The following is a 26,801-nucleotide window of genomic DNA, read 5'->3' as shown; positions in this document are numbered from 1 at the left end:
ATCTTTTGATCTTGCCTTGCAGCGATTCTGACTGGGGCAAGATCAAAAGATCGCAGCCTCGTTTCACTCGACAGCTCCTACAGGGGCCATAGTTGCTACGACAGCAGTCCTTCGCAGAATGAAGTCCGTCAGAAACTTCGTTTGTCGGCGCCGCTGAAGGCTGCGATCTTTTCTCACATCCTTTACGTCATCGCGCCAGGAATTTTTTTCATGAACCACCCGAACTTCGTCAGCCCTGACCTGATCCGCCAACGCTTCTCCAAAGCGATGTCCGACATGTACCGCGAAGAAGTGCCGCTGTACGGCGCGCTGATGGAACTGGTGGAACAAACCAACCGCCATGTGCTGGAAAGCGATCCGCACGTGGCTCAACAGCTGAACAGCACCGGCGAAATCCAGCGCCTGGACATGGAGCGTCATGGCGCCATCCGCGTTGGCACCGCTCATGAACTGGCGACCCTGGCCCGACTGTTTGCCGTCATGGGCATGCAACCCGTGGGCTATTACGACCTGACGCCGGCCGGCGTACCGGTGCACTCCACGGCGTTTCGCGCGGTGCATGAAACTGCGCTGCAAGTCAGCCCGTTCCGCGTATTCACCTCGCTGCTGCGCCTGGAACTGATCGAAGACCTCGAACTGCGGGCCTTCGCCCAGTCGGTGCTGGATAAACGTTCGATTTTCACCCCTGTGGCGCTGATCCTCATCGAACGCGCGGAAACCCAGGGCGGTCTCACTGAACAAGAGGCCGAGGATTTCGTCGTACAGGCGCTGGAAACTTTTCGCTGGCACCACAGCGCTACCGTCACCGCCGAGCAATACCAGAGACTCAGCGCCCAGCATCGACTGATCGCCGATGTGGTCGCATTCAAAGGCCCGCACATCAACCACTTGACCCCGCGCACCCTGGACATCGACATCGTCCAGGCGCAAATGCCGGCGCACGGCATCACGCCCAAAGCGGTGATCGAAGGTCCGCCCCGCCGGCAGTGCCCGATCCTGCTGCGCCAAACCAGTTTCAAAGCCCTGGACGAGCCGATTGCCTTCACCGATCAAGCCGAGACGCGCGGCAGCCACAGCGCGCGCTTTGGTGAAATCGAGCAACGCGGCGCCGCCCTCACCCCCAAAGGCCGGGCGCTTTACGACCGCTTGCTCAATGCCGCCCGGGACGAACTCAAGGACTTTCCCAACGAAGCCAACGCCGAGCGCTACAACACGCTGATGGCCCAGCACTTCGGCGAATTCCCTGACACCTACGAAGGCATGCGCCGAGAGGAACTGGCGTACTTTCGCTACTTCGTCACGGAAAAAGGCCGGGCGGTGGAGGAACTGAAAACCTCGTCGCTGGAAGACTTGCTCAGCGGCGGCTATTTGCAGGTTGAACCGCTGGTGTACGAAGACTTCCTGCCGGTCAGTGCGGCGGGGATTTTTCAGTCGAACCTGGGGGACGCGGCGCAAACCCACTACGGGGTGCATTCGAATCAGCAGGCGTTCGAGAAGGCACTGGGGCGGCCGACCATTGACGAACTGGGCTTGTATGCCGAGACGCAGCGGCGCTCGATCGAGCAGTGTTTTGCAGCCTTAACCATCTGAGGCATCACACGAACCTGTAGCAGCTGGCGCAGCCTGCGTTCGGCTGCGAAGCAGTCGCTATTTCGGCCCCCGCGGTTATTCAGACAAACCGTGTTTACCGGTTTTACGACTGCTGTGCAGCCGAACGCAGGCTGCGCCAGCTGCTACGGAGTTCGGTGTTTAGCCGAGTTTCGCCAGGAGGGCTTTGGCGGTGGCCTCCGAAGACGCCGGATTCTGGCCTGTCAGCAGCAGGCCATCAGCCACCGTGTAACTCGCCCAGTCATCGCCCTTGGAGTAAATCCCGCCCTTCTCCTTGAGCATGTCCTCCACCAGATACGGCACGACCTTCGTCAGTTGCACCGCCTCTTCCTCGGTGTTTGTAAACCCCGTCACACGCTTGCCTTTGACCAACGGCTGGCCGTCCGCTGCCTTGACGTGACGCAACACACCCGGCGCATGACAGACCGCCGCGACCGGTTTGCCGGCCTTGAACAGTGCCTCGATCAGCGCAATCGAATTTTTGTCTTCGGTCAGATCCCACAGCGGGCCGTGGCCACCCGGATAGAAAACCGCGTCGTAATCTTCGGCTCTCACACTGCTCAACAGGGCGGTAGAGGCCAATGCGGACTGCGCAGCAGAGTCTTTGCGGAATCGCTCGGTGGCGGCTGTTTGAAAGTCCGGCTCGTCGCTTTTCGGGTCCAGCGGCGGCTGGCCGCCCTTGGGTGAAACCAGTGTCAACTGAGCGCCGGCGTCCTTGAACACGTAATACGGTGCAGCGAATTCTTCCAGCCAGAAGCCGGTTTTCTTGCCGGTGTCACCCAATTGATCGTGGGACGTTAGAACCATCAGAATTTTCATGTCGGGCTCCTTGAGTTCGGGAATGTCGGGTCGTCTCGGCTAACTTTGACCGCCGCGCTGCTCTGTTCGTTGCACCTGACAACATAGTCGTTCTGCGATGGGTTTTCGGTCCTTGAGACGATTGGTTAATTGGAGTGACGGCTAATCGCCTTGATGCGCAAGAAGTTGCTGGGTCGGGTCTGCGAAACGCGCTGTGCCACGGCTGAACACCCGGTTATGTGGCGCTTTAGCCGGATGCGCAAGAAGTTGCGGATGATGCGCAGGTTCTTGCGCATATTCAGGGGCATTTGCTGCGAAACATTTTTACAGCAACAAAGTTAACGGCTCAACATACTGATTTATATAGCTTTAATGGCTTCTGGCACGAGCCTTGATAACAGTCAGACACCCACCGGGCGATACCGGCCCCGGGCCCTCACTGATTGAGCAAGGAAGAGCATTCATGGCTACACCAGCGTATATGATCATCATTAACAAGAAAGGTGTTTCGCTCACTGATCAGGCATTCACTGCTGAATCGGTTGGGAACATCTATCAGGAAGATCACCAAGACAAGGTCATGGTTCAGGGTTTCAGCCACGAGGTGACCATCCCGCGGGACCCTCAGTCGGGCCAACCGACCGGTCAGCGCGTTCACAAACCACTCGTCATTACCAAGGTATTCGACAAGGCGTCCCCACTTCTATTGGAAGCGCTGTGCAAAGGCGAGGTCATGGAAATAGTCGAAATTCAGTGGTACCGCACTTCGACTGTCGGCACCCAAGAACTCTATTACACCACCACGCTTCTGGACGCAGTCATCGTCCACATCAAGGACTACATGCACAACTGCCAGGATCCGGCGAATTCGCACTTCACACATTTACAAGATGTGCATTTCAGCTACCGGGCAATCACTTGGGAACATCAGATATCCCGGTCTATGGGAGCTGATGACTGGCGCGCTCCAACCGCGAGCTAACTCCGGCCAGCCTTTTCAAGCTTCGGCCAACCTTGCTGGTCGATGTTGCTACCGCTCTTCCAAACTGAGGGAGTGGAATATCTTCTTGATGGGTTAAATCCAGACAAATAAAAAATGGGCGACTTCGACGGTCGCCCATTTTTACATCTGAAACTTTAAACGCTGCGCTTCAGAGGAGGTGTTCGCCCAGTGTAATGGCCTGGCAATCCATGCACCGGTAAAGAGCCCTGACACTGGGCGAACGGGACGTATTTTAATAGAAGTTGGCGGATATGTCCTTAGTACAAACATGAAATTTATCGACACCTTATTTAACAAAATGTCGGTTGAAATATCATTCCGACAAACTTTTTAAACCCACCAGTTCGACCATCAAAACTGATTGTTCTTGTACCAGAAACTGTACAAGAACAATCGATATGTAGAATTAATTTTCAGCTTTCGTGCTGGCTTGTCACTTTCAATATATCGGTGTAGGTCACCACAACACTCTGTCCTACTTTCAGGTCTTTCAATTTCGCTTGCACTTCAGGCTTTTCGACGTTGACGACTTTGGACTGACCGGCCGGGTTTTCGAAGGTGACCTGGTTTTTCTTCAGGTCGATGTGGGTAATTTTCAGCTGCACCTGCACCTGACGGAAGGCTTCACCGCCGGGGTTCGGGTTGTCTTTGGTGGCGCGGATATCACCGGCACGCTCGGTAGAGCCTGGCAGACCTTTGTCGACGTCGGTATCGAGGTACGCTGCCACCGAGTGGATGACCTCAACGTTGACCTTATCGCCAACTTTCAGGTGACCCAGGTCTTTGGCCTTATCTGTCAGTTGTACGTGAACCTGTTTACCTTCAGGCCCCTCAAGCACGACCTGATGGTTGGCAGCGTCGACCGCCAGGACTTTGGTGCTGACCTGATCGGCAACCACGACGCCCGACAGCGGGATGTCCGCAGCCATGGCGCCAAGGCTGGCGGTGGACAGCAAGGTTGCAAGGGTGATGGTCTGAGCCAGTACGTGAAGTTTCATTGGCAATACGTTCCCTGTGATTAATGGCAGCAGACGGCTCTGGATCAGGGGCCGGCGCCGTCCGTGCCGATGAGCATAGACGCTGATCAGGGAGTGTTCGCGGTTTCTTGCGCGGTGGATTCGCCGCTCTCGGTGCCCTTGCCGCTGTCCTTGCGTCGGGTCGGGTCGGTGGGACGCAGGGCATCATTGTCGCGCTCGACTTCTCCGGGAGGACGCGGTTCGTCGGGGTGTTCCGTGTCGGGTGTGGGTTTCATCCGGGTTCTCCTCAGGCGTCGGGATCGTCAACCTCGTGGGCGACGTTCACGGCAGGCGAGTCCTTGTGGGATTGCTCCGCTTTGGTCTTCAGGGCCTGCCACTGTTCGAGGTCGATGGCGCCCTGCCCCAGCAGATCGTCGGCCACGCGCAGCAGTTCGCTGTAATGGGCGTCGGGGGATTGCTGCCAGTAGGCCTTGTCTTCGAACAGGCGTTGCCACGCATCAAGGTCGGGCGGTTTGAGGTCTTCGCTCATCGAAAAGCTCCTGCGGGGTGTTCGTACGGTAGAGGGTTGGGCCGTGCTCGGAGTTCCGGCGGAGTGGGGAGCAAGGCTGCGATCTTTTGATCTTAATATCCGGTCATTTCCAGATACCCCTGCCCGCCATGGCTGCCGCTCAATTGCACCGGCCCTTCCCAATAAGGAATACGCAAATCCATCCACGCCTTGGGGTTAAGGGCCGTGATGTGGATGTCGAGGTGCTTTTCGGGGATTTTGATCGACCAGCGAATGGGCATCGAACGGCCAGCAACGTTGGCGGTGTCTTGCGGGGTGAGGCTGATGTCGGCGGCGTGCAGTAATTGCGTCTGGCCCCGGGCGTCGATCCACGTACCGGTCAGGTACGGCGCGCCGTCCTTTTGTCGCATGCGGAAAAGCATCACCTGTTCGCCACTGTCCAGGTGCAGGGAAAACCAGTCCCAGCCTGACTGGTTGGCGGTCAGCGGCTGGCTGCTCCACTCGCGGTCGAGCCAGGCCGGGCCGCTGACTTGATAAACCTTGCCATCGATTTCGAGTTGGCCTCTGGCCTGGAAAAACGGCTGGCTGTAGTAGTACGACGCCTGGCCCTGTTCGGATTTCTGGCTGAAGCCCTTGTCGCCCTGAAGCACCAGCGGACCTGTCGAGGTCAGGCGCAATTGATAGCTGAAACCCTTGTCGCGGGCGCTGAGTTGCACGTCGGCCAGAGGATCCGCGTCAGGCCCCTGATTGCTGAAATGCCAATCGTCGATCCACGCCTTGAACGGCGCCAGACTCACCCCAGCCTGGCCGACGCCGCCACGGGCATAGCGCTCAGCGGCGTGATGCACCGTCGCCGACGTCACGGCCGCGTGGCCCAGCCAGATCGTTTGATTACCCCAACCGGCCACCTCGGGAAGCGCTTTCAAGGCACTGCGAAACAACGTCCATTGCACGCCAAACTCGCGTCCCTGATCGTCCTTGAGGTTGGCGGTGACGTACCACCATTCGATGCGAAAACCGTCGTGAGGCCCATGATCCGCCGGAAAGCTGAACACCCGCCCGGGCACGACCGGCGTAAACGCAGCGGCCTGATTGCCAAGCCCGGCGAAGCCTTTTTCGACAGGCGCCGAGTTATCGCACGCGCTCAACAAGGCCAGCAGCCACACACCGAGCTTAATCCTCATGAGCAAACGTCCTCAGCAGATCGGCAGGTTGCGTGCGATACAGCGAGTACAGCGGCCACGCCGACGCCAGCAATGTCGCAAGCAACGCCAGCCCCATCAACTGCACCAGCTGCAGCGGAAACACCCGCAACGGCAGGCGCCAGCCAAACGCCTGGACGTTGATCACCGTGTCCAGGCACCACGCCAGCGCGATGCCCAAGGGCAACGCCAGCACCAGCGTCAGCACCGCCAGCAACCAGGTCTGCCCGAGGTTGAGCAGCATCAGTTGCCGACGCGTCACGCCCAATGCCCACAAGGGCGCCAGTTGTCCGAGACGACTCTGGCTCTGGGTCAACAGGCTGATGAACAACGCCACACCGGCGACGGCCAGGGTCAGGCTGTTCAGCGCAGCGGTCGCGGCGAAGGTCCGTTCAAACACTTGGGTGGACCAACCCTTGAGCCGGGCCTGATCGACGATGCGGTTGTCGTCCAGGGCGAAGCGTGATTGCAACGCTGTCACGAACCCGGGGATCGACGCCGGGTCGATGCGCAGGTTGAAGCGGTTCGGCGTCAGCTGCGGCCAGCCACGCAACAGGTGGTTGACGTTGACCAGCACGTGGCCCTTGGGATTGCCGTAGTCGGCATAGATCCCGACGATTCGCGGCGACCATGGCCCGCTCGGCGTGGGAATTGTCAGGTGGTCGCCGAGCCGCACTTTCAGCCGGCGGGCCAGTTGTTCGCTGAGCATCAGCGCATCGTCCTTGGCCAACCGGTCCCAAGGGTTGTCCCCCACGCTCTCCAGCAGCGGCCAATGCTGGCGATAGGTCGGGTGATCGATCACCCCGAAGACTTCCGTTGGCCAACCCTGCAACTGGATCGATACTTGCCAGTTGGGCAGTACCGCCGTGAGCGGCGTCTGCTGTTTGAGCCAGGCGTAAAGCTCCCGTGACTGGGCTGGATTTTGTGGCGTGAGGTAGAGCTCGGCGGTCAGGCGCTGTTCGAGCCAGTCGCTGAAGGTCTGGCGAAAACCGGCGGTCATGCTGCCGGCACCGATGTTCGCCGCCAGGGCCAACAGCAGCGCCATCAACGCCAGGCTCAACGCCGGTAGTTGTTGCCGACAATCAGCGAGAAACCATTGACCGAGTACCGAACGACTGCGACGCAGCACCAGGTTCAGCACGATGTTCAACACCACCGGCAGCGCCAGCGCGGCGCTGAGCAACAGCGCCGCCATCAGTACAAAACCGGCGACCAGGCTGTCGCCCCCACTCAACGCCAGCAACGCAATCACGGCGGCAATTGCCGCCACCCAACCCTGACGCCTTAACCAGCGCGCATGGGCCTGATGCCAGGCTTGCGGGTCGGCCAGGGCCAGCAACGGCAAACGCGTGGCGCGCAACAGACTGTTGGCACCGGCCAGCAACGCGCCGAGCACACTCAGGCCGATACCGCTGAGCCACCACCAGGGGCTCAGGTTCAACTGCCCCGCCACTTCGGCGCCGTACAACCCGCGCAGGCTGGCGGCGACATCCGGCAACAGCACGCTGGCCAACAGGTAGCCGCTGACCACCCCGGCGAGTCCGCCGATCAGGGCCAGCGCGCCCAATTCGACGGCGAGGCAACCGATCAGCATCCGTGCACTGACCCCGCAGGCGCGCAGGGTTCGGAGTAACCCTCGGCGCTGTTCGAGGGCCAGGCCGATTGCCGCATGGACGATGAACAGACCGACCACGAATGACAGGAAACCCAAGGCATCGAGGTTGAGGTGAAAGCTCTCGGTCAGGCGCGACAGGTTGTTCTCTTCGCCGCTGCTTTTGAGCTGGAGCTGGCCTTTGAACTGATCGGGCAACGGCGCGGTGAAATCCTTGGGCAACAGCAGGCGCGTCAGTTGCTCCGGCAGGCCCAGAATCTGCTGGGCGAAACCAATGTCCACCAACAACACACCGGGCGCCATATCGGTTTGAACACGCAAGGGCGGCAATGCCACACCGCTCAAACTCAGAGGCTGTTCACCTTCGCGCAGAGCCAATGCCTGCAAGGTTTGCGGCGAAATCCAGGTACTGCCCGGCGGGCTGAAAAACTCGACAATCTGCTCGATCGCCAGTGCCCGCCCCGCCACCGCGGAACCGGTCGGCAGCGACACCGGCTCGATGCCCATCAGTTGCAGGCGCTGGTCTTCATGGCCCTTGAGCGTTACCCGCCCTTGCAGCACCGGCGACACCGGCCAGCCGGCGCGGCGCAGGTCGACAAACAAGGACTGGGAAAAGGTCGTGCCATTGGGCGCACTGAGGCTGGCCTGGGGTTCGCCGCCGATCAACTGACTGGCCCGCGCGTAGCTTTCCCGCGCCTGGCTGTTCAGTGCCTGCACGCCGGTCAGCAGGCTGGTGGCGAGCCAGAGCCCGGTCAACACACTGAAAAATTGCACCGGGTGTTGCCGCCAATGACTGAGCAGCGCCCGTAATGTTTCGCCAAAGACGCGCACGTCAGCGCTCGTCCGCGCCAGCCAACCGGCCACCATGGAGTACCACTTTTTCCGCCAGTCGCGCCGCAACCCGTGGGCTGTGGGTGACCATCAACAACGTGGTGGGGCTGTCGTCGAGCAGTTCCAGCAACAACTTCAGCACCTCATCGCTGGTGGTTTCATCAAGGCTGCCGGTGGGCTCATCGGCCAACAGCAATTTTGGCTGCGACGCCAGGGCACGTCCCAGTGCGACCCGTTGCTGCTGGCCGCCGGATAACTGCTCCGGATACCGCCCAAGCAAATCACCCAGCCCCAGACGCCGCACCAGATGCGCCTGCCAGCGCGGATCGTGGCGCCCGGCCAGTCGCGCCTGAAACGCCAGGTTGTCCTCCACGCGCAAGCTGCCGATCAGGTTGAACTGCTGGAACACCAGGCCGATTTCAGTCCGCCGCCAATTCGCCAATTGCCCTTCGTTCATCAGTTCCAGCCGATGTTCGCCACTGCGGATGCTGCCGCGATCGACCTTGTCCAGCCCGGCGATCAGGTGCAGCAAGGTGCTTTTGCCACTCCCCGACTCGCCCATCAGCGCCAGGCTGCTGCCGGGTTTCAACGTCAGGTCGACGCCTTGCAACACCGGCAGCGGACCTTGCGCAGTGGCATAGCTTTTGAAGACGCCGTGGACTTCAAGCATGGGAAAACCTGTTCGATGGGCGTGGGGCAAGGATAGCGGCCCTGAATGGTTTTTGTCCGTTGACGATTGCCGACCAGTCCGGCCGATGCCCTACCCTCGTGAAGGCGGTGTATCAGGCAATGAGGAGGTTGAAACTGATTGCCCCTTCGCGAGCAAGCCCGCTCCCACATTGGAATGCATTTCAAATGTGGGAGCGGGCTTGCTCGCGAAGAGGCCAGCTCAGACAACCCAAAACCTCACTGCCCCACCGCTACGCTGGTAGCCACCTGCGAAGGCGTCACGATGCTCTTCAGGTCAATATGCTTCCACTCAGGCTTGGCCCCCAGCCGCGCGTTGAACCGATAGTTAAAGGTGAAATCGTCGGCCGTCGGCACACTCAATGGCTTGCCGTACACCGCCTCGACGCCCGCCAAGTCATACCCCATCAACTGCAGCAGTGTCGGGAAGATGTTGTAGTGGCTGGAGCGATCCTTGTTCCCCGCCAGTTGCGCCTGCCAGTCAACGGTCTTCAAACCGCTGCCCTGGATCACCACCAGCGGCACCAACCCCTCCTCTTCCACCGGATCGCCGCCACAGTGCGTGTTCAAGCCCGGATTGCCCCGCTCATGCAGGTCCTGCCCATGGTCCGAGGTGTAGATCAGCAACGCGTTGTTCAAGTTCGCCTGAGCAAACACCCGTGAGAAAAACTCCCCGACGTTCCACAACAGCGTGTTCTTGTAGGCGTTGCGGTACAGCACCCAATCATCCGGCTGGCCATTGAAACCATCACGCTGGCCGGTGTCCGCCACCTCGACAAACTGTCCGCGCGGCAAGGTCGGACGATAGGCCATGAACGCATCCGGATACTTGTCGTGCACCGGAAAATGCGCGCCGACCTTGTTGATCACCACCAACTCCGGTTGGTCATCGTTGAGCAGTTCGATCAATTTCGCCGCCGCCGCCATGTCGCGATCACGCACGCTGGTCTGGTCGAATTGGACAAATTCGTCGATGTCTTTTTTCTCGGCGTCGTTCATCAGGTTCTGCAAATTGCCGGCGGTGCGCTGTGCGTCGATATAAACGGTACGCAGGCCGGCCTTTTTCGCGTACTGCCAGATCGACGGCAGCGTGCTGTTGATGCGCATGTAATCGGCGCGGGTGCCGCCGTAACGCAAAGTGACGTTGGTGTCGGCGCTGCAATTGGCGATGGAGGCGGCATAGCCGTAGTTGAAGATCTCGACCCCGGCACGCGGCTCCTTGAGATTGCTGTGCACGCCGAACGGCGCGTTGATGTCCAGGTAATTGCCGGAAATGCTCTCATCGATGATCAGCACGATGTCGTGGCCCACCGGCTGATCGGCGCGCGCCAGTTTCACCGGTTCACGGGGACCGACGGTATTGTGCAGGGCTTCATAGGTAAACAGATTCAGATACGCCAACGGCGTGTACATGATCGGCAGCCCCCGGGCGCCCTCACCCGCCCGCACAAACAGCACGGCACTGAGCAGCAGCACCCCGAGCACCGGGGCCGCCACCAGCAACGCACCCGGCAACGGCAGGCGCCGACGCGGCTTCAGCCCGATGCCGAACAGCAGCAGCAAACCACCGAGCACCCCACTGGTGAGCGCATCGCGGTACTGGTAGGCCGCTTCCTGAATGAATCCGCCGGAATACACCAGCGACACAAAGCTGCTGTACGTCAGGTAATCAGCCGTGACCCGGGTATAAACGTCGAAAAATACCGCCGAGACAAACATCGTCACAGCAAACAGGTGTCGAACCAGGGTTTGGCGGATGTACGCGGTCATGAACAGCGCCACCGTCAGCGCAATAAACATCCCGGCAAACAGCACTACCGGAAAGCCGATGCCCATCGCACTCAGACGTTCGACGTAATAGTCGTAGTTCTTCAGTAGATAGACAACTAACAGCAATTCTTTGAGGTATCGAATCATAGTATTTGCACTACTCGTTGAAGTCTTTTGGCCAATAGATTGTCGGCCATTTCTTGACACTAGCACCGCGCCATCAGAGCGCAAGAAATGTCGGACTTTCGCTAAAAGCGTCAAAAAAACGTTGACTCAAAAATGACACACTCAAGTGGCTGAAGGCCTTGTAATTCAGGGCCTACGACCGTTTATCGCTTTCTTTTAATTGTGAAAAACCCGTCAAAACCGCGGCAAAGCCATCTACGACAAGCACTTGATGGCCATTCGCCCCCAAAAATGGGGCGTCAAACCAGAGCAACATGTCATTTTGCTGACACGGTTTCCCACGGCTGGGCTATACCCCTTTTGACAGTCTTATTTCACATCTTTCCACCGTCTTACGAGGCACGCCAATATGGACGTGAGCGTATTTGGTACGGGCTACGTTGGCCTGATTCAAGCAGCGGCATTGGCCGATGTTGGACATCGCGTCCTGTGTGTCGACATCGACCCCAATAAAATAAAACAACTGCAACAAGCCGTGCCACCGATCAGTGAACCGGGGCTTTCCGGAACGCTTGAAGAAAACATCAAGGCCGGCCGTCTGCTGTTCACCACCCAGGCCAGCGACGCGGTCGAACACGCCGGGCTGATTTTCATCGCGGTCGGTACGCCTGCCGATGAAGACGGTTCCGCCGACCTCAGCCATGTACTCAATGTCGCCCGGCAGATCGCCAGTCTGATGGAGGCCGATCGCACACTCATCATCAAGTCCACCGTGCCGGTCGGCACGGCGGACCAGGTGGCTGCCACCGCCAACGAAGAATTGCAGCGCCGGGGCAAAGGCGCACTGACGGTGCGGGTGGTGTCCAACCCGGAGTTCCTCAAGGAAGGCAGCGCCCTCGCCGATTGCATGCGCCCGGACCGGATCATCGTCGGCACCAACGACGAAGAAGCTCGCAACCAACTGAGCGAACTCTACGCACCGTTCTGCCGCAACCATGAAAAGCTGATGTTCATGGACAACCGCAGTGCCGAGCTGACCAAATACGCGGCCAACGCAATGCTCGCCACCCGCATCAGTTTCATGAATGAGCTGGCCAACCTCACCGAACTGCTGGGCGCCGACATCGAAGCGGTGCGCAAAGGCATCGGCTCGGACCCGCGCATCGGTTACCACTTCATCTACCCCGGTTGCGGCTTCGGCGGCTCATGCTTCCCCAAGGACCTGCGCGCCCTGCTGCATACCGCCGAACACAACGGCATGCCATTGCGCCTGCTGCGCAGCGTCACCGACGTCAACGACAGCCAGCGCCACATCCTGTTCAGCAAACTGAACGCGCAATTCCCTGCCGGGCTGGCGGGCAAATCCATCGCGATCTGGGGCCTGGCGTTCAAGCCCAACACCGATGACATGCGCGAAGCGCCAAGCCGCTACCTGATGGAAGCGCTGTGGGCCGAAGGCGCGAGCGTGCAGGCTTACGACCCGGAAGCCATGTCCGAATGCCGGCGCATCTACGGCTATCGCAAGGACCTGCACCTGTGCGCCACCCGCGACGACACCCTCGAAGACGCCGACGCGCTGGTGATTTGCACCGAGTGGAAAAACTTCCGCGTGGTCGACTTCGACCTGTTGGCCAGCAAACTGCGCGCACGGGTGATTGTCGACGGGCGCAACCTCTACAACCCGGAACAAGTGGCCGCCGCGGGTTTGCACTACAGCGGCATCGGCCTGCGGCACATCGCTCCAGAGGCGCCGCGCCCATGAAAATACTCGTGACCGGAGCGGCCGGCTTCATTGGTGCCCACTGTGTGTTGCGGCTGTTGCGCGACGGGCATCAGGTGTGCGGGCTGGACAACTTCAACGACTACTACGACCCGCAACTCAAACACGATCGCGTGGATTGGGTGCAGGAGCAGGTCGGCCCTTTCCAGCTCGACAGGGTTGACCTGGCCGATGCCGCGGCCATCGAAGCCCTGTTTGCCCGCGAAACACCTGAGGTGGTGATTCACCTCGCGGCCCAGGCCGGCGTGCGTTACTCACTGGAAAACCCTCGGGCCTACCTCGACAGCAACCTGAACGGATTTCTCAACATCCTCGAAAGCTGCTGCCAGCACCCGGTCAAGCATTTGATCTACGCCTCGTCCAGTTCGGTGTATGGCGCCAACCAGCACACGCCGTACTCGGTCAAGGATGGCGTCAATCACCCGCTGTCGCTGTACGCCGCGACCAAGAAAGCCAATGAGTTGATGGCCCACAGTTACAGCCACCTGTTCGGCATTCCCTGCACCGGCCTGCGCTTCTTCACCGTGTACGGCCCCTGGGGCCGGCCGGACATGTCGCCGATCCAGTTCGCCCGGGCGATTGCCGAAGGCACGCCGTTGAAGTTGTTCAACTACGGCGAGCACCAACGCGATTTCACCTACATCGACGACATCATCGAGAGCATCGCCCGACTGATCGAGCGCGCTCCACAGGCCAACGTTGAGTGGGATCGCGAGCAACCGGACCCGGCCAGCAGCATGGCGCCGTGGCGGATCTACAACATCGGCGGCCAGCACCCGGTGGAGCTCAAGGATTACCTGGCGCTGCTGGAAAAACACCTCGGAAAAAAAGCCATCGTCGAGTTGCTGCCCCTGCAACCCGGCGACGTTCTCAACACCTGCGCCGACGCCAGCGACCTGGCTCGGGCAACCGGATTTCAGCCTTGTATCGAGCTGGATGAGGGACTTGGGCGCTTCATTGCCTGGTTCCGTGATTACTACCCACTGCCTATCGCCCATGCGCCGCTCGCGGCTGAATTTCAGCGGAGGATTCTATGACTGGACATGAAAAAGGTGTGCCACTGCAACAGTTGCGCCGTGACAAACGCCTGGACCCCGAACACCGAATGCGCCTCGACGCGGCGATCCACATGCAGGGTCGCGGCTGGGTCACCGGTCGTGACGGCGGTCGGCCGTGGACGCTGTCGCGCACCAACCGGGTCGTCGCCTGCCTCGGTGCGCTGCTGATCCTGGTGCTGATCTCGCCGGTGCTGCTGGGTCTGGCGCTGGCCATCAAACTCAGCAGCCCGGGGCCGGTGATGTTCGTGCAGAAACGCACCGGCTACCGCGGCCGCAAGTTCGGCATGTACAAGTTTCGCACCATGGTGGCCAACGCAGAGGAGCTCAAGGAGTCCCTGCGCCACCTGAACAAACACGGTGCCGACGCCATTGATTTCAAGATCGACAAGGATCCGCGAATTACCGGCATCGGCGGCTTCCTGCGGCGCAGCAGCCTCGACGAGCTGCCGAACCTGATCAATGTAGTGGCCGGCGATATGCGTCTGGTGGGCCCTCGGCCGACCTCGTTCAACGCCTATCGCTACAAGGACAGCCACCTTGCACGCCTGAGCATCTACCCCGGCATGACCGGCCTTTGGCAGATCTCCGGACGCAGCAATATCGACTTCGACCAGCGCGTTGAGTTGGACCTCAACTATATCGCCGAGCAGAGCCTCTTGCTTGATCTGAAGATCTTGTTGAAAACCCCCTTCAAAGTATTCAGCGGCCACGGAGCGAGTTAAATGGACGGTTCATCAGCCAAAAGTCTAAGCATTGCCAACCCGAGCGAGTCCAACCTGACGTCGACCGTGCTCGATCAAGATCTGCGGATCCTATTCCTGACCGCCGCCAACCCCGGCGCAGGCACGACCACCAGCGCCCTGGCGCTGGCCAGCCAACTGGCGCAGATGAGCAGCGGCCAGGTGCTGCTGGTCGACGCCAGCCAGTCGGCGACTAACCTCACGCAGCAGCTGGGGCTGACCAAAGAACGCGGTTTCCGCGATCTGCTGTTCAACACCCAGAGCCCGCCGTTGTTGCAGGACTGTGTGGTGGACGTTTCCAGCCTGCCCTTCCACATCCTGCCCAACGGCCGGTATGTGCGGGGCATCGAGCACCTGACGCCCGAGCGCCTGAGCCCGTTGCTTGATCAACTGGGCAGTCAGTATCGCTTTGTGGTGATCGACGGCGACGCGGTGTATTCGGCCGCCGACACGCTGGTCATCAGCACTCAGGTAGACGGCGTGATCATGGTCGTACGCTCCGAAGACACGCGTTGGGAAGTGGCCCAGGCCGCGGTTCAGCGCCTGACCCAGGCCGGTGCGAAGCTGGTCGGCAGTGTGTTCAACCGACGCAAGTACTACATGCCCAAATGGCTCTACAAAAACCTGTAAGCAACCAGAAAAGGATGACGACATGAACGCCAAGATGCTTGTCCTGCTGTTGCTGCCGCTTGCAGGTTGCTCCAGCACTTCCGAAACCCAGAGCATGCCGGTGCAGATCCTCACGGCCTCGCCGGCCAACGCCCAGGCCACCGACATGCCCAAGGTCGAACAAACCTTGCGGCCCCAGGATGTGCTGGACGTGATCTTCCACATCAGCACCAGTGGCTCGGACGCCTACCGCATCCAGTCCGGTGACCAGATCGGCCTGAACTTCACCGCCGCGAGCCAGCTCAACGGCAATCAACTGGTGCTGCCCGACGGCACCATCGAACTGCCGGGCGCCAACACCTCGGTGAAAATTGCCGGGCTGACGTCCGAAGACGCACGTCAGGAAATCCAGCGTGCCTATCAGCGCAAACAGCTGTTCCAGCCCAACCGCAACCAGCTGTCGGTGCAGGTCATCAGCCCGCTGAGCAACGAAACGAACCTCAAGAGCGCCCTGAACCACCCTGGTACCGGCATGAGCCGGGAGATCACCGTGGGCACCGACGGTTATGCGAGTTTCCCGGAAATCGGCGCCGTGCCGCTGCAAGGCATGACCGTCAATCAACTGGAAACCTTCCTCAACAAACGCTACGCGCAACTGCCGGGACGGATGACCGTCGACGTGCTGCTGAAATCCACCGCGGGCAACGAAATCTATGTGCTGGGCGAAGTCGGCCAACCGGGTTCCTACCCGATCCGCCGGCCGGTCTCGGTGCTTGAGGCGCTGACCCTGGCCCGTGGCACCAACGTCAAGGCACGCCTCGATTCGGTGGTGATCATGCGTCGCAACGGTAACCAGGTTCAGGCCGTGCGTTATGACGTCGAAAAAGCCCTGTCCGGCGATGCGTCGCAGATCGCCTACCTGCAACCGGACGACATGCTCTACGTGCCCAAGACCAAACTGGCCAGCGCCGGCGAGCTCGCACGGCAATTGGCGGACGTGGTGTTGTTCCAGGGTGTGGGCGTGAGTTTCGGCTACCGCCTCGACAACAAAGACGACAACAACAACTGACTCTCAGGTGACCTGACATGAATCCAAAGGAAAACTACCTGCACGAGTTCTTCAGGATCTTCTTCGCCAACAAACAAATGGTGAAGCGAGTCTTCCTGGTCTTTGCAGTGATTGCCCTGGTGCTACCGCTGCTGCTCAAGCTGAGCTTCGATATCACCGCCCAGGTGATCGTGCAGTCCAAAAAACTGTCCCAAGGGGACGCCACCACCTCACTCAACCAGGAAAACGCCTCGTTCATTCCACCGTCCCTGGCGGACATGGAAACCGAGAGCAATATCCTGCGCTCGCCGGCCCTGATCCGGCAGACCATCAGCGAACTGCGGGACAAGGGTGAATACACCCCGCCACCCGGCGTGTTCAAAAAGCTGCTGGGCGAACCGTTCAAACAGTACGTCAGTACGCCGCTGCGCGAACACGTGATCAACCCGCTGCGCGATGCGCTCGGGCTTGAGACCGACCCGGTGCGCGACACGGCGCTGGATGCGCTGACCCAAGAGGCGATCGATAGCTTGAAGATCGAAACCTTGCCGGGCTCTAACGTGATCTCGATCATCTACAGTTTTGGCGATCCGGCGCAGGGCACCAAGTTTGTTGCCTCACTGCTGCAAAACTACCTGGTCAGCCGTCAGGCCCTGCAATCGATCGACCTGCCACAGAGCTTCTATGAAACCAAGAAGACTCAGTATCAGGTGCGCCTCGATGGCCTGGAAGGCAATCGACTGTCGTTGCTCGAAGCGATCGGCTCGTCCGATCCCAAGGAGGAAATCACCTTCCGCCTCAACGCCATCAACACCGAGGAGCAAGCGCTCAACCTGTATCGCGACCGCCTGCTGCAAAGCCAACGCTGGCTTGAATACCTGAAAACCAGCCTGGCCGCCGCCAGTAACAACAAGCTCAACGACTACACCTTCCCCTACACCTTCACCACCACCGTGGACAACGTCGCCTTCGAAGATCGCGAGATCAAACAGATGGGCGAGGCGCTGACCACTCAAGTCAGCCGCTACATGAACGACCTGGCGATCTTCCAGCCGAGCAGTGAACCGATGCTGCTGACCCGCGAGCAAATCGCCCGCACCCGTCAGCAATTCTTGAAAGTGGTCAGCAACCGGATTCAGGAACGCACCATCGACCTGCAGGTTGTCGGCTCGGTGATCGAACAGAAGACCGCGCGCATTGCCGAGTTCAAGAACCGCATCCACCAGTTGCAGGAAACCCAGAGCAAGCTGCGGCAGATGGACACCGAGATCAACGCCTTGCACGCCGCGTTCGCCACCTACGCCCAGCGCTTCGCCGAAAGCAGCACCGCTCGCTCGCTGGACAACGACCTGTCCAACGCACGGGTACTCAGCCCGCCGTACGAACCGACTGCCGCAGCGTTTCCGAAACCGATGCTGATCATTCCGTTCGGGTTGTTCACCGGTCTGTTGCTGGCGATTGCCCTGGTCTACGTGCGTGAGTTCTTCGATCACCGCTTCAAGCACCCAGCGCAAATCACCCACGAACTGGGCCTGCCGGTGCTGTTGGTGATCAACGATCAAAACGTGCTGCCGAGCAATCCGCACAGAAACATGTCCGTACGCGGCATTGCCCATTGGGTGCGCAATTGAACGCGCCGCTCAACCCTACCCTGCCGATCATTCATTTGCTCAGCAGCGGCGGCTTCTACGGGGCTGAGCGGATGTTACTCGACCACTGCCTGGCGACGCCGGGGCAGCATCAGGTGTTGTTTCTCGATGCGCCCTACGCGTTACTCGCGCGGTTTCGCGAGGCCGGCGTGGACTGTCGCGGCTGCACGGGGCTGGGGGCGTTGCTGGCGCATTTGCGTCAGCGGCGGGCCGAGCGGCCGCTGATCAATACGCATAACTTCAAAGGCCTGTTGTTTGGCTGGGTCGGCGCAACCCTGTTGCGCCTGCCCTTGGTGATTACGCAGCACGGCTTCACGCCGCGCAGTCGCAAGCAGAAGTTCTACACCTGGCTCAGCCTGCAATTGTGCCGCACAGCCTCGGTGAAGCGCGTGGTCTGCGTCGCCGAAAGCATTGCTGCACTGTGCCGTCAGGCCAGCGTCCGGGCGGAAAAGCTGCAAGTGATCCCCAACGGCCTGCCGGCCGCGAAAGGTGTGTTGCCGCACCGCGTCGATCGCCAGCGTTGGCTGGCCGGTTACGTCGGGCGGCTGAGCAGTGAAAAGGGCCCCGACCTGTTTCTCGATGCGCTGATTCCGCTCTGCCAGCAACACCCGCAACTGGACGCCGTGATGCTCGGCGACGGCCCGGAACGGGACAGCCTGATGGCGCGTATCAGTGCCGCGGGTCTGCAGGAGCGCATCACGCTGCCGGGTTATCAGACCGACATGAATGTGTGGTGGCGGCAACTCGATGCGCTGGTGATCAGCTCGCGCACCGAAGGCACGCCGATGATTCTGCTCGAAGCGATGCAGGCCGGCGTGCCGGTGGTGGCTTTCGGCGTCGGCGGGATTCCCGATGTGCTGCAAAACCGCCACAACGGCCTGCTGGCGACACCCGCCGACAGCGCCGCCCTCGCCCACCAGATCGGCACCTTGCTGACTGAGCCGGCCCTGGCGTGCGACCTGATCGACAACGCAAGACGTACACAATTGGATCGCTACGACCTCAAGGCCCTGGCCGAACGCTGGTCGCAGCTTTATATCCGTACTGCACGGGAGGCACGCGCGTGATCTTTCCGCTCTCGATTGTCAGTTTGCTCGGCCTGGTCTGCCTTGGTTTGCTGGCCAGCCCTTATCCCTTTCTGGCACCGGGAGCGGTGCTCGGCCTAGTGGGTGTCGCGTTGCTGTATCGCAAACCCACCTGGGGTTTACTCGGGATTGCGGCGCTGGTGCCGTTTGAAGGTTTCTTCAAGGACAGTGCATTGTCCGGCCCCAAGTTCCTCGGCATATCCCTGGCCGTGATCCTGATGCTGCAACTGGCGATTCACCAGCTGCCCTCCGAACGCCTGCGCAGCAACATCTGGCGCTACCTGGTCTGGTTCATGCTGTTGTACCTGCTGAGCCTGCTCAATACCGATGACATGGGCATGTCGATGGGGCATCTGCGGGAACTGAGCGTCGGCCTGATTCTGTTTGTGATCACGCTGCTGATCGGTCGCGAGTTGAACCTGGACCTGTTCGCCAAACTGGTGACCCTCAGTATCACGGCGACCTGCGTATTGGCGATGTTTTCCAGCAAGTATCAGGACCAGGGCCGCGCCACCGGCCTGCTGGAAGACCCGAACGGCTTTGCCATGCTGATCGCCTTCGCCGTGCCGCTCGCCTTGTTGCTGGTGATCCGCAGTCCGAAGCTGCTGCACCGGTTGTTCTGGGGCGCGTGCTTCATTTTGCTGCTGGGCGGCATGACCAAGACCGAATCCCGTTCGGGGCTGGTGGTGCTGTTTCTGAGCCTGGCGATTGGCGCCTGGCACTACCGTGTCGAGCTCAAACGCATCCGTCCACGGCACCTGGGCTTTGCCATGCTCGGCATGGCGATCGTGATTCCGCTGGCGATTTACGCGATGCCGCCCGGTTACATCGAGCGCATCCAGTCCTTGAGTATTTTGAAAGCCGGTGCCAAGAGCCAGGACGAATCCCTCGGCCGCCGCGCCTCCTACATCGTGGTCGGCAGCCAGATGATCCGCGAGAACCCGCTGCTGGGCACCGGTCCCGGGACCTTCCCTTTGCATTACGCCAGCACCGGTTACGCCAAGGCGTTTTCAGCCAACCGCAAAGTCGGCGACCTGTACCGGCGCGCCCACAACACGTACCTGGAAGTGTTCAGTGAACTGGGGGTTCCCGCCGGCCTGTTGTTCGTCGGCATGCTCGGCCTCGGCTTGTACAACCTGGTGCGTGCGCGTCGCCTCTGGATGCAGCGAAAAAACCGCGTGCAGGCAGATTTGATGACGCACATGAGCATGAGTTTTCTGTCGCTGACGCTGTTTTTGATGTTCCTCAGTGCACCCAACCAAAAGTACGTGTGGATCATGCTCGCCCTGACAAGCGTGCTGCGTCTGAAAGCTGAAGAAAGCCCACTCACGGAGGCCAAGGCATGAGCCGCATCAGTATCGTCATACCGATGTACAACGAAGCCCATCACATCGCCCGGACCTTGCTGGCTGCGCAACGCGCCACCTTCGCGGCCGGCCTGGAATGCGAGCTGATCGTGGTCGACAACGGCTCCGAGGATCAGGGCCCGCACATTGCCCGGCAAATGGGCGCGCAGGTGCTGGAACTACCGGGCTTGCTGATCGGCGCCCTGCGTAATCGCGGCGCCGCCGTCGCCACCGGTGAATGGCTGGCCTTCATCGATGCCGATGTCGAGGTGCCGGAGGACTGGCTGACGCTGTTGTTGAAAATCGAGCCTGCGGTTCAGGTCGATGTCCTCGGGCTGGACCTGCACACCCCGGCGGAAGCGCCGTGGTATGCCGATGCCTGGCAACGCCGCACGTTGCGTCCGAGTGCGGACACCGTGCAAACCGTGCGCTGGCTGCCCAGTTCCAACCTGCTGATGCGCCGTCCCTGGTTCGACAAGGTCGGGGGTTTCGATGAAAACCTGCGCACCGGCGAGGACAAGGACTTCACCATGCGCCTTAGCCATGCCGGCGCACGCTTGCTCTCGGTCAACCAGACCGTCGCCCTGCATTGGGGGTATGAGGGCAGTTGGGGCGAATGGATGGGCAAGGAATTCTGGCGTCAGGGCAGTCATCTGCAATTACTGCGCAGCCACGGCATGACGATGCGTTTGCTGCGCTTCCCGATGCTGTCGATTCTCGCCTGGGTCCTCGATTTCATGGCGATTTCCGCCCTGCTTGATGGCTTGCCGCACCTGGCGTTGTTTCTATTATTTATCACCAGTGTGCCAGCGCTTGCCTTGAGCATGCGCCAAAGCCTGAAGCATCGGGATGTCGGTCTGACACTGCAACTCTGGGGCCTGCACTGGTTGCGTCTGCACCTGGCCGGCGCCGCGTTTATCCTCAGCCTTTGTCATTGGAAAGCAAGGAGGCCTGCCCGTGGCTGAATTCATTTTCTGGATGTGCCTGTTACTGCCGGTGTACGCCTACCTCGGTTATCCGCTGCTGCTGACGTTGCTCGCGCCGTTTTTTCCGGCGCGCCGGCACACGCCAGCAGAACCGATGAACATCAGCATCGTGGTCGCCGCGCATAACGAGGCGCGGCACATCGAACACAAGCTGCGTACGCTGCTGGCCCAGGATTATCAGGCACGCTCGCTGCAGATCATTTTGGCCAGCGACGGCTCGACCGACGACACCGTGGCCTGCGCGCACAAGGTCATCGACCCGCGCATCACCGTGCTCGACCTGCCCCGCCAAGGCAAGGCCGCGACATTGAACGCGGGCGTGGCGCTGAGCACCGGCGATATCCTGGTGTTCACCGATGCCGACAACCAATGGTCCCGCGATACTCTCGGCCACTTGCTCGCGCCCCTGGCAGACCCGGCAGTGGGCGCCTGCGCCGGGCACATGGTGATCCCGGTCGCCGGCAAAGGCCTGAGCATCGGTGACAGCCTCTATCGGCATTACGAAGGCTGGCTGCGCAAGGTCGAGAACCGCACCGGTTGCATGGTCTCCGCCGACGGCGCCCTGCTGGCCCTGCGCCGCGAGCTGTTCCAGAACGTACCGGCGGAGGTCAACGATGACTTCTTCATCAGCACCTGCGCGCCGGTGGCGTTCAAGCGCATCGTCTACGTGCCCGAAGCGCAGGTGATCGACCAGGGCGTGGATGAGGCCGACAAGCAATTCCGGCGCCGTCAGCGGGTGACCGTTGGCGGTCTGCAAAGCCTGGCCCAGCGCAGCGAACTGCTCAATCCTATGAAGCACGGCTTGTATTCGATTGCGTTGATCAGCCACAAGTTGATCCGCCGACTGGCGCCGATCCTGCTGTTGCCGTTGCTGCTGAGCAATTTCTGGTTGTGGGAAGAACACGGTTTCTATCGCCTGAGCCTGATCGCACAACTGTTCGGTTACGCGGTGGCCATCGCCGGCCTGCTGGATTCGCAACACCGTTTGCCGAAACCGTTTCGTCTGGCCGCGTTCCTTCTGGTGACCCTTGCCGGGATGAGTATCGGCCTGTGGCAGTTCTTGCGTGGCCAGCGGTACGCCCAATGGAACCCCGAGCAAAATCGTTGAAAGGACCGTGCCATGGCGATCAAACAATTATTAAAACGCACCAGTGGCTGGCTTTACCTCAACTCGCCGGTGGGGCGCAATCAGCTGCACGGCGCCGGCGTGATCCTGATGCTGCACCGGGTGCTGGCCAGCGATCGCGCCGCTGAACTGCCGCATCGCAATGAACTGTGTGTCGGGCCGAAAGCCTTCGAGCATTTGCTGGTGTGGCTCAAACGGCATTTCGACTGCGTGCCGCTGATGGAGATCCTGCAACCCGGCGCGAAACGCTCGGAACGGCCGAAAGTCGCGCTGACGTTCGACGATGGCTGGCGCGACAACGCCTTGAACGCCTTCCCGCTGCTGCAAAAACATCAGGTGCCGGCGAGCATTTTTCTGTCCACCGATTTCATCGGCAGCCGCCAGCGTTTCTGGTGGGAAAGCATCGGCGAAACCCTGTGGAACAGCCATGGTGAACACGCCCGGAAGCAGTTGATTGACTGCCTGCAACAAGTCGGTCGGCCGCTGCCGCCGCTGCTCGATGATCCGGATGAGCCACGTCGCAGCCTGGCGCTTTTGCATTTCCTGCAAACCCTGAAGACCCTGTCCCCGGACGATCTGAATCGACTGACCGACGCCTGCCCGCAGGACTCGTTGCCACAAGCGCTGGATTGGCATCAGGTGCGTGCGCTGGAAGCGTCCGGCCTGGTGCGCTTCGGACCGCACGGCGCCAGTCACGCGATCCTCACCGGCCTCGACGATCAGCGCCTCGATGAAGAATTGAGCCGCAGTCGCGACGCGCTGTTGAACGGCTGCAATCGGCCGCTGCCGGTTTACTGCTACCCCAATGGCGACAACGACGCGCGCGTTCGCCAGCAGGTAGCCGCGCATAAATTCCCGTTCGCCCTGGGCACCGGCACGGGTATCTATCGTGGCACCGACAACCCATTGGCCCTGCCACGGTTTGGCGTCAGCCAGCGCACCGCACGCAATCCAGAGTTGCTGTCCTGGCGCATCTACCGTGGGGCCCGCCCATGAGCCGCAGCCACTACCTCAAGCATTTGGCCCTGAGCATGGGGACCAAATTGGCGATGATCGCCCTGCGTTTGCTGCGCAACGTGTTGCTGGCGCGAATCCTCGGGCCCAGCGAGCGCGGTTTGTTTGCGCTGCTCAGCACCCTGCCCGACCTGATCAGCGCCGCCACCAGCGGCGGGCTGAATTCGGCGGTGGGTTTTCAGGCCGCCAAGCAACGGCCTATGGGATTGTTGCTGAGTCAGGTGCTGGTGTTCGGCTGTTTGCTCGCCGGTTTGTTGACCTTGCTAGTGGTGGCGTTGACCCGCGAATTCGGCAGTGAACTGGACATCACCACCCAGCTCGGTTTGCTCGCCTGGCTGTTGCTGCTGGCGGTGCCGCTGACCGTGCTGAAAAGCGGGCTGTTGACGTTGCACAACGCCTCGGGCGGCGTGGTGGCGTTCAATGCCTTGCGACTGGTGGAATCCCTGGCGCCGCTGCTGCTGTTCCTTGCCTTGTTCTGGATGTGGAAAACCGCCGCCCTGGAAGCCGCGTTGATCAGCTGGCTGGCCGGCATCAGCCTGGTGGTGCTGGCCGGTTGGGTCTGGCTCAAACGCGAGCAGCCGCTGACGCTGCAATGGGATCGCGCCAGCCAGAACGAACTGCTGCGCTACAGCGCTCGCAGCCATCCGGATTTGCTGTTCCAGCAAGTGATTCTGCGTTCCGATTACCTGTTCATCGGCGCCCTGCTCGGCAGTACCGCCCTGGGTCATTACGCCATGGCCAGCGCCGCCGCCGAGTTGCTGCTGATCGTCCCGGAAGCGGTGACCACGCCCCTGATGAAGCGCCTGCTGCAACAGGAAGAAGGCATCGACAAAGTGACGCCACTGGCCCTGCGCCTGACGGCCACAGTGATGCTCGGTGCGTGCCTGACCATGGCACTGATTGGTGAATGGCTGATCGTCACACTGTTCGGCGTCGCTTATCAGCCGGCCTATCCGGCCTTGCTGGCGCTGCTGCCGGGACTGCTCGGTTTGTGTTACGCGAGCATCCTGCGCCTCGACCTGCTGGGCAAGAATCGCCCCGGCACCATTTCGCTGTTGATGGGCATCAGTGCGTTGCTGAACCTGGCGCTGAACCTGGTATTGATCCCGACTTACGGCATCGTCGGCGCGGCGGCGGCCTCGTCCATCGCTTACCTCGCGGTGACCATTGCGCTGCTGGTGATGTACTGCCGGTTGAGTCACGTACCGGTCTGGCAAACCCTGATCATCCTGCCCAGCGATGTGGCACCGATGCTTCAGATGCTGCAACGGAAGTCGGCATGAAACGCCTCCTGCTGCTGTTGAGCCTTGGCTTCTCGCTGAGCGCCTTGGCGGCGCCCATGCGTTGGGCCGATATTCGCGACGGCAGCCTGTACTTGCAACCGGATCGCCCCGACACGCTGACCGTCCGCTGGGTGCCCGCGTGGCACGCGGATTCCAACGAAGAGCGCCTGTACCTGCTCGACGGCCAAGGCAAACTGCAGGGCGAACGCCTGATTGCCGCGAGCAATTCCCGGGGCAGCCAGAGCTGGCCGTTGGCACCGAGCGCCGCCAGTTATCGCCTGGAGATTCCCGGCTATAGCTTCCGCCGCTACACGGTTGAACACGATGAGCACACGGCGGCGCTGTTCGCCCCGGCCAAGGTGCATTTCAGCGCCGAAACCCGCGACGGTGACGAGCTGTATTTCAAGGTCGCGGCGGGTGAACACGCGGTGCTGGCCGGTAAATTCCACGGTGGCGTTGGTGCCCTGCAAGCGCAACGGGTGAGTGACGGGCAAAAACGGTCACTGGCCCTCAAACCCTACCGCGGGTATTGGCAGTTCGATCAGGTCGAGTTGCCGGTCGCCAGTGTCGACCAGGTCTGGCGCCTGCGCCTGCAAGGCAGTGGCAAAGCGGCGTTCTGGCTCGACGGCACGCCAAACCTGTTCGCGCAGAACCCGCAACAGCTCAAGCCCCTGCGCGAGGACGACGGCCAGACTCGCTTGACCCTGCATCAAAAAGTACTCGGCCCGACGCCGAACCTGGCCATCGCCCTGCCCTACGTGAAACCGCCGGAGTCGAGTTTCGCCGTGCTCGACGCGCTCAAGCCCCAGGCAGGGACTTACTACAGTTTCGTCGACATCACCGCGAAGAATCCGCACTACGAAGACGCGTTCCGTCAGCTGTATCAGGACCGCTTCGGCATCACTCAAGACATCACCCTGTTGGCCGGCAGCCAGCGCAAGGCCGACCTGCGCGCCGACACCGTCAGCAACGCCGGCCTCGACGCCTGGCTCGCCACGACCCGAGCCCTGGGCGGCAAAGGCACCCATTACATCGGTTTTGCCGACGAACCGAACCTCAACTACGCCGATTACGCCGACTATAAAAGCATCTTCGACAGCATGGCCCGGCAGGTCCGCAGCAATCCTGAGAACGCCAAGGCCGGCGTGCGCATCGCCATGCCCGCCAGTTCCAGATTGATCAACGGCCCGTTCGTCGATAACGGCGCCGACAAGCGCGGCATCGACTGGGCCAGGCGTTTGCTGGCGCAATCCCCTGACCAGATCGATGCCCTGGCCTGGCACGAATGGATGGTTCGCGACCTGCTGGCGACCCGCGTGTATCGCGACAGCGTGCGCCGCGCCGCCGACCTGGTGGGCCTCGACGACCAAGGGCGGCCGCGCAAGGCCTTGTTGCTGGACCAGACCAACATGTCCAGCGGTTCAAGCCTCAGCCCTTACGATCAGGAAACCCACTTCGCCTCAATGTGGTGGGCCTCGGTGGTCATCAACTCGGCGCAAGACGGTTTGCTGGAGATGCTGGGCTGGTTCCAGGCCGCCGACGAACCCGAATACCCCAAAGGCATGTTGCGCGTTCTCGGCGACGATCACTTCGAACTCAAGCCCGTGGGCCTGGCACAACACTTCATTTCGGAGCATTGGCTGAGCAAAGTGCTGTGGCTGGAGAACGACGCCTTCGAGGTCGACGTCCTGGCCATGACCGACGACTCCAAACGTGGCCTGCTGGGGGTCAACAAAGGCACGCGCTTGCAACGGGTGGATATGACCGGGGTGCCTTGTCCATTGGCCAATGGCTCATTGCGTTACTTCGGCGCGGACAACCGCAGCCGCGATGCACCTTTCAACTGCCAAAACGGGCGCGTCAGCTTCGAACTGCCTGGGGAAACCTTGTTCGCCCTGAGTTGGAGCGCCTCATGACCACCTATCAAATGCTTTGCCACGCGGGCCACTTGCCGC

Annotated in this window: 23 protein-coding genes; 15 read left to right on the top strand and 8 right to left on the bottom strand. The window is 60.8% G+C overall.

Features of this window, described 5'->3' with window-relative positions:
• Positions 1–210 precede the first annotated feature (210 nt).
• Positions 211–1,590 carry a VOC family protein gene (locus ACIPL2_RS15855; RefSeq protein WP_401357768.1) on the top strand — a complete coding sequence of 460 codons (1,380 nt, stop codon included), beginning with the start codon at positions 211–213 and terminating at the stop codon, positions 1,588–1,590.
• A gap of 159 nt (positions 1,591–1,749) precedes the next feature.
• On the opposite strand, the gene ACIPL2_RS15850 is transcribed toward ACIPL2_RS15855, so the two are convergent.
• Positions 1,750–2,427, bottom strand: a complete 678-nt coding sequence (locus tag ACIPL2_RS15850) for a type 1 glutamine amidotransferase domain-containing protein (protein WP_401357767.1) — start codon at positions 2,425–2,427, stop codon at positions 1,750–1,752.
• A gap of 442 nt (positions 2,428–2,869) precedes the next feature.
• Between ACIPL2_RS15850 and ACIPL2_RS15845 the strand changes: the two genes are divergently transcribed.
• Complete coding sequence (locus tag ACIPL2_RS15845) at positions 2,870–3,388, top strand: Hcp family type VI secretion system effector (protein ID WP_401357766.1); 519 nt, start codon at positions 2,870–2,872, stop codon at positions 3,386–3,388.
• A 434-nt stretch (positions 3,389–3,822) separates the two neighbouring features.
• Here ACIPL2_RS15845 and ACIPL2_RS15840 read toward each other — a convergent pair whose 3' ends face one another.
• From ACIPL2_RS15840 to ACIPL2_RS15810, 7 genes are all read right to left on the bottom strand, one after another.
• A complete protein-coding gene (locus tag ACIPL2_RS15840; RefSeq protein ID WP_401357764.1) occupies positions 3,823–4,407 on the bottom strand; it encodes a hypothetical protein in 585 nt (194 codons plus the stop codon).
• An 86-nt stretch (positions 4,408–4,493) separates the two neighbouring features.
• Complete coding sequence (locus tag ACIPL2_RS15835; protein ID WP_401357762.1) at positions 4,494–4,661, bottom strand: hypothetical protein; 168 nt, start codon at positions 4,659–4,661, stop codon at positions 4,494–4,496.
• 11 nt (positions 4,662–4,672) lie between these two features.
• Positions 4,673–4,915: a hypothetical protein gene (locus ACIPL2_RS15830; protein ID WP_401357760.1), complete on the bottom strand. Its 243-nt coding sequence runs from the start codon at positions 4,913–4,915 to the stop codon at positions 4,673–4,675.
• A 92-nt stretch (positions 4,916–5,007) separates the two neighbouring features.
• Positions 5,008–6,078 (bottom strand): lipocalin-like domain-containing protein, encoded by a 1,071-nt coding sequence (locus tag ACIPL2_RS15825; RefSeq protein ID WP_401357758.1) that lies wholly within the window; start codon positions 6,076–6,078, stop codon positions 5,008–5,010.
• Positions 6,068–8,539, bottom strand: coding sequence for an ABC transporter permease (locus ACIPL2_RS15820; RefSeq protein ID WP_401357979.1), 2,472 nt, complete (start codon positions 8,537–8,539; stop codon positions 6,068–6,070). The genes ACIPL2_RS15825 and ACIPL2_RS15820 overlap by 11 nt, the downstream gene beginning before the upstream one ends.
• 1 nt (position 8,540) lies before the next feature.
• Positions 8,541–9,209, bottom strand: a complete 669-nt coding sequence (locus ACIPL2_RS15815) for an ABC transporter ATP-binding protein (protein WP_401357756.1) — start codon at positions 9,207–9,209, stop codon at positions 8,541–8,543.
• A 236-nt stretch (positions 9,210–9,445) separates the two neighbouring features.
• The gene (locus ACIPL2_RS15810; RefSeq protein WP_401357755.1) at positions 9,446–11,143 is read right to left on the bottom strand and encodes a sulfatase-like hydrolase/transferase; all 1,698 of its coding nucleotides are present in this window, start codon (positions 11,141–11,143) and stop codon (positions 9,446–9,448) included.
• Between the two features lie 388 nt (positions 11,144–11,531).
• Between ACIPL2_RS15810 and ACIPL2_RS15805 the strand changes: the two genes are divergently transcribed.
• The 13 genes from ACIPL2_RS15805 to ACIPL2_RS15745 are packed head-to-tail and all read left to right on the top strand — an operon-like array spanning position 11,532 to position 26,762.
• Positions 11,532–12,884, top strand: coding sequence for a UDP-glucose dehydrogenase family protein (locus tag ACIPL2_RS15805; RefSeq protein ID WP_401357753.1), 1,353 nt, complete (start codon positions 11,532–11,534; stop codon positions 12,882–12,884).
• Positions 12,881–13,939 (top strand): NAD-dependent epimerase, encoded by a 1,059-nt coding sequence (locus ACIPL2_RS15800; RefSeq protein WP_401357752.1) that lies wholly within the window; start codon positions 12,881–12,883, stop codon positions 13,937–13,939. Before ACIPL2_RS15805 ends, ACIPL2_RS15800 begins: the two co-directional genes overlap by 4 nt.
• Positions 13,936–14,682, top strand: coding sequence for a sugar transferase (locus ACIPL2_RS15795; RefSeq protein WP_401357751.1), 747 nt, complete (start codon positions 13,936–13,938; stop codon positions 14,680–14,682). Before ACIPL2_RS15800 ends, ACIPL2_RS15795 begins: the two co-directional genes overlap by 4 nt.
• Entirely contained in the window at positions 14,683–15,330 is a 648-nt protein-coding gene (locus ACIPL2_RS15790) for a CpsD/CapB family tyrosine-protein kinase (protein WP_401357750.1), read from the top strand.
• A 22-nt stretch (positions 15,331–15,352) separates the two neighbouring features.
• On the top strand, positions 15,353–16,378 hold the full coding sequence (locus tag ACIPL2_RS15785) for a polysaccharide biosynthesis/export family protein (RefSeq protein ID WP_401357749.1): 1,026 nt from the start codon (positions 15,353–15,355) through the stop codon (positions 16,376–16,378).
• Positions 16,379–16,395: 17 nt separating this feature from the next.
• A complete protein-coding gene (locus tag ACIPL2_RS15780) occupies positions 16,396–17,988 on the top strand; it encodes a GumC family protein (RefSeq protein WP_401357747.1) in 1,593 nt (530 codons plus the stop codon).
• The gene (locus ACIPL2_RS15775) at positions 17,973–19,073 is read left to right on the top strand and encodes a glycosyltransferase family 4 protein (RefSeq protein WP_401357745.1); all 1,101 of its coding nucleotides are present in this window, start codon (positions 17,973–17,975) and stop codon (positions 19,071–19,073) included. The genes ACIPL2_RS15780 and ACIPL2_RS15775 overlap by 16 nt, the downstream gene beginning before the upstream one ends.
• Positions 19,070–20,437, top strand: a complete 1,368-nt coding sequence (locus tag ACIPL2_RS15770) for an O-antigen ligase family protein (RefSeq protein ID WP_401357744.1) — start codon at positions 19,070–19,072, stop codon at positions 20,435–20,437. The genes ACIPL2_RS15775 and ACIPL2_RS15770 overlap by 4 nt, the downstream gene beginning before the upstream one ends.
• The gene (locus ACIPL2_RS15765; RefSeq protein WP_401357743.1) at positions 20,434–21,402 is read left to right on the top strand and encodes a glycosyltransferase family 2 protein; all 969 of its coding nucleotides are present in this window, start codon (positions 20,434–20,436) and stop codon (positions 21,400–21,402) included. Before ACIPL2_RS15770 ends, ACIPL2_RS15765 begins: the two co-directional genes overlap by 4 nt.
• Positions 21,395–22,531, top strand: coding sequence for a glycosyltransferase (locus ACIPL2_RS15760; protein WP_401357742.1), 1,137 nt, complete (start codon positions 21,395–21,397; stop codon positions 22,529–22,531). The genes ACIPL2_RS15765 and ACIPL2_RS15760 overlap by 8 nt, the downstream gene beginning before the upstream one ends.
• Positions 22,532–22,543: 12 nt before the next feature.
• Entirely contained in the window at positions 22,544–23,545 is a 1,002-nt protein-coding gene (locus ACIPL2_RS15755; protein ID WP_401357741.1) for a polysaccharide deacetylase family protein, read from the top strand.
• On the top strand, positions 23,542–24,846 hold the full coding sequence (locus ACIPL2_RS15750; protein ID WP_401357740.1) for a lipopolysaccharide biosynthesis protein: 1,305 nt from the start codon (positions 23,542–23,544) through the stop codon (positions 24,844–24,846). The genes ACIPL2_RS15755 and ACIPL2_RS15750 overlap by 4 nt, the downstream gene beginning before the upstream one ends.
• Entirely contained in the window at positions 24,843–26,762 is a 1,920-nt protein-coding gene (locus tag ACIPL2_RS15745; protein WP_401357739.1) for a hypothetical protein, read from the top strand. The genes ACIPL2_RS15750 and ACIPL2_RS15745 overlap by 4 nt, the downstream gene beginning before the upstream one ends.
• Positions 26,763–26,801: the final 39 nt, after the last annotated feature.

This window comes from Pseudomonas sp. NPDC086251, from assembly GCF_044746405.1.
Lineage (GTDB): Bacteria > Pseudomonadota > Gammaproteobacteria > Pseudomonadales > Pseudomonadaceae > Aquipseudomonas.
This window is presented reverse-complemented; position numbering and strand designations above follow the sequence as displayed.

Bases quoted from the DNA above. Each gene is read 5' to 3' on its own strand.
- ACIPL2_RS15810 (WP_401357755.1), bottom strand. From the start codon at position 11,143: ATGATTCGATACCTCAAAGAATTGCTGTTAGTTGTCTATCTACTGAAG.
- ACIPL2_RS15830 (WP_401357760.1), bottom strand. From the start codon at position 4,915: ATGAGCGAAGACCTCAAACCGCCCGACCTTGATGCGTGGCAACGCCTG.
- ACIPL2_RS15785 (WP_401357749.1), top strand. From the start codon at position 15,353: ATGAACGCCAAGATGCTTGTCCTGCTGTTGCTGCCGCTTGCAGGTTGC.
- ACIPL2_RS15840 (WP_401357764.1), bottom strand. From the start codon at position 4,407: ATGAAACTTCACGTACTGGCTCAGACCATCACCCTTGCAACCTTGCTG.
- ACIPL2_RS15815 (WP_401357756.1), bottom strand. From the start codon at position 9,209: ATGCTTGAAGTCCACGGCGTCTTCAAAAGCTATGCCACTGCGCAAGGT.
- ACIPL2_RS15855 (WP_401357768.1), top strand. From the start codon at position 211: ATGAACCACCCGAACTTCGTCAGCCCTGACCTGATCCGCCAACGCTTC.
- ACIPL2_RS15795 (WP_401357751.1), top strand. From the start codon at position 13,936: ATGACTGGACATGAAAAAGGTGTGCCACTGCAACAGTTGCGCCGTGAC.
- ACIPL2_RS15850 (WP_401357767.1), bottom strand. From the start codon at position 2,427: ATGAAAATTCTGATGGTTCTAACGTCCCACGATCAATTGGGTGACACC.
- ACIPL2_RS15765 (WP_401357743.1), top strand. From the start codon at position 20,434: ATGAGCCGCATCAGTATCGTCATACCGATGTACAACGAAGCCCATCAC.
- ACIPL2_RS15835 (WP_401357762.1), bottom strand. From the start codon at position 4,661: ATGAAACCCACACCCGACACGGAACACCCCGACGAACCGCGTCCTCCC.
- ACIPL2_RS15790 (WP_401357750.1), top strand. From the start codon at position 14,683: ATGGACGGTTCATCAGCCAAAAGTCTAAGCATTGCCAACCCGAGCGAG.
- ACIPL2_RS15805 (WP_401357753.1), top strand. From the start codon at position 11,532: ATGGACGTGAGCGTATTTGGTACGGGCTACGTTGGCCTGATTCAAGCA.
- ACIPL2_RS15845 (WP_401357766.1), top strand. From the start codon at position 2,870: ATGGCTACACCAGCGTATATGATCATCATTAACAAGAAAGGTGTTTCG.
- ACIPL2_RS15745 (WP_401357739.1), top strand. From the start codon at position 24,843: ATGAAACGCCTCCTGCTGCTGTTGAGCCTTGGCTTCTCGCTGAGCGCC.
- ACIPL2_RS15780 (WP_401357747.1), top strand. From the start codon at position 16,396: ATGAATCCAAAGGAAAACTACCTGCACGAGTTCTTCAGGATCTTCTTC.
- ACIPL2_RS15755 (WP_401357741.1), top strand. From the start codon at position 22,544: ATGGCGATCAAACAATTATTAAAACGCACCAGTGGCTGGCTTTACCTC.
- ACIPL2_RS15750 (WP_401357740.1), top strand. From the start codon at position 23,542: ATGAGCCGCAGCCACTACCTCAAGCATTTGGCCCTGAGCATGGGGACC.
- ACIPL2_RS15800 (WP_401357752.1), top strand. From the start codon at position 12,881: ATGAAAATACTCGTGACCGGAGCGGCCGGCTTCATTGGTGCCCACTGT.
- ACIPL2_RS15825 (WP_401357758.1), bottom strand. From the start codon at position 6,078: ATGAGGATTAAGCTCGGTGTGTGGCTGCTGGCCTTGTTGAGCGCGTGC.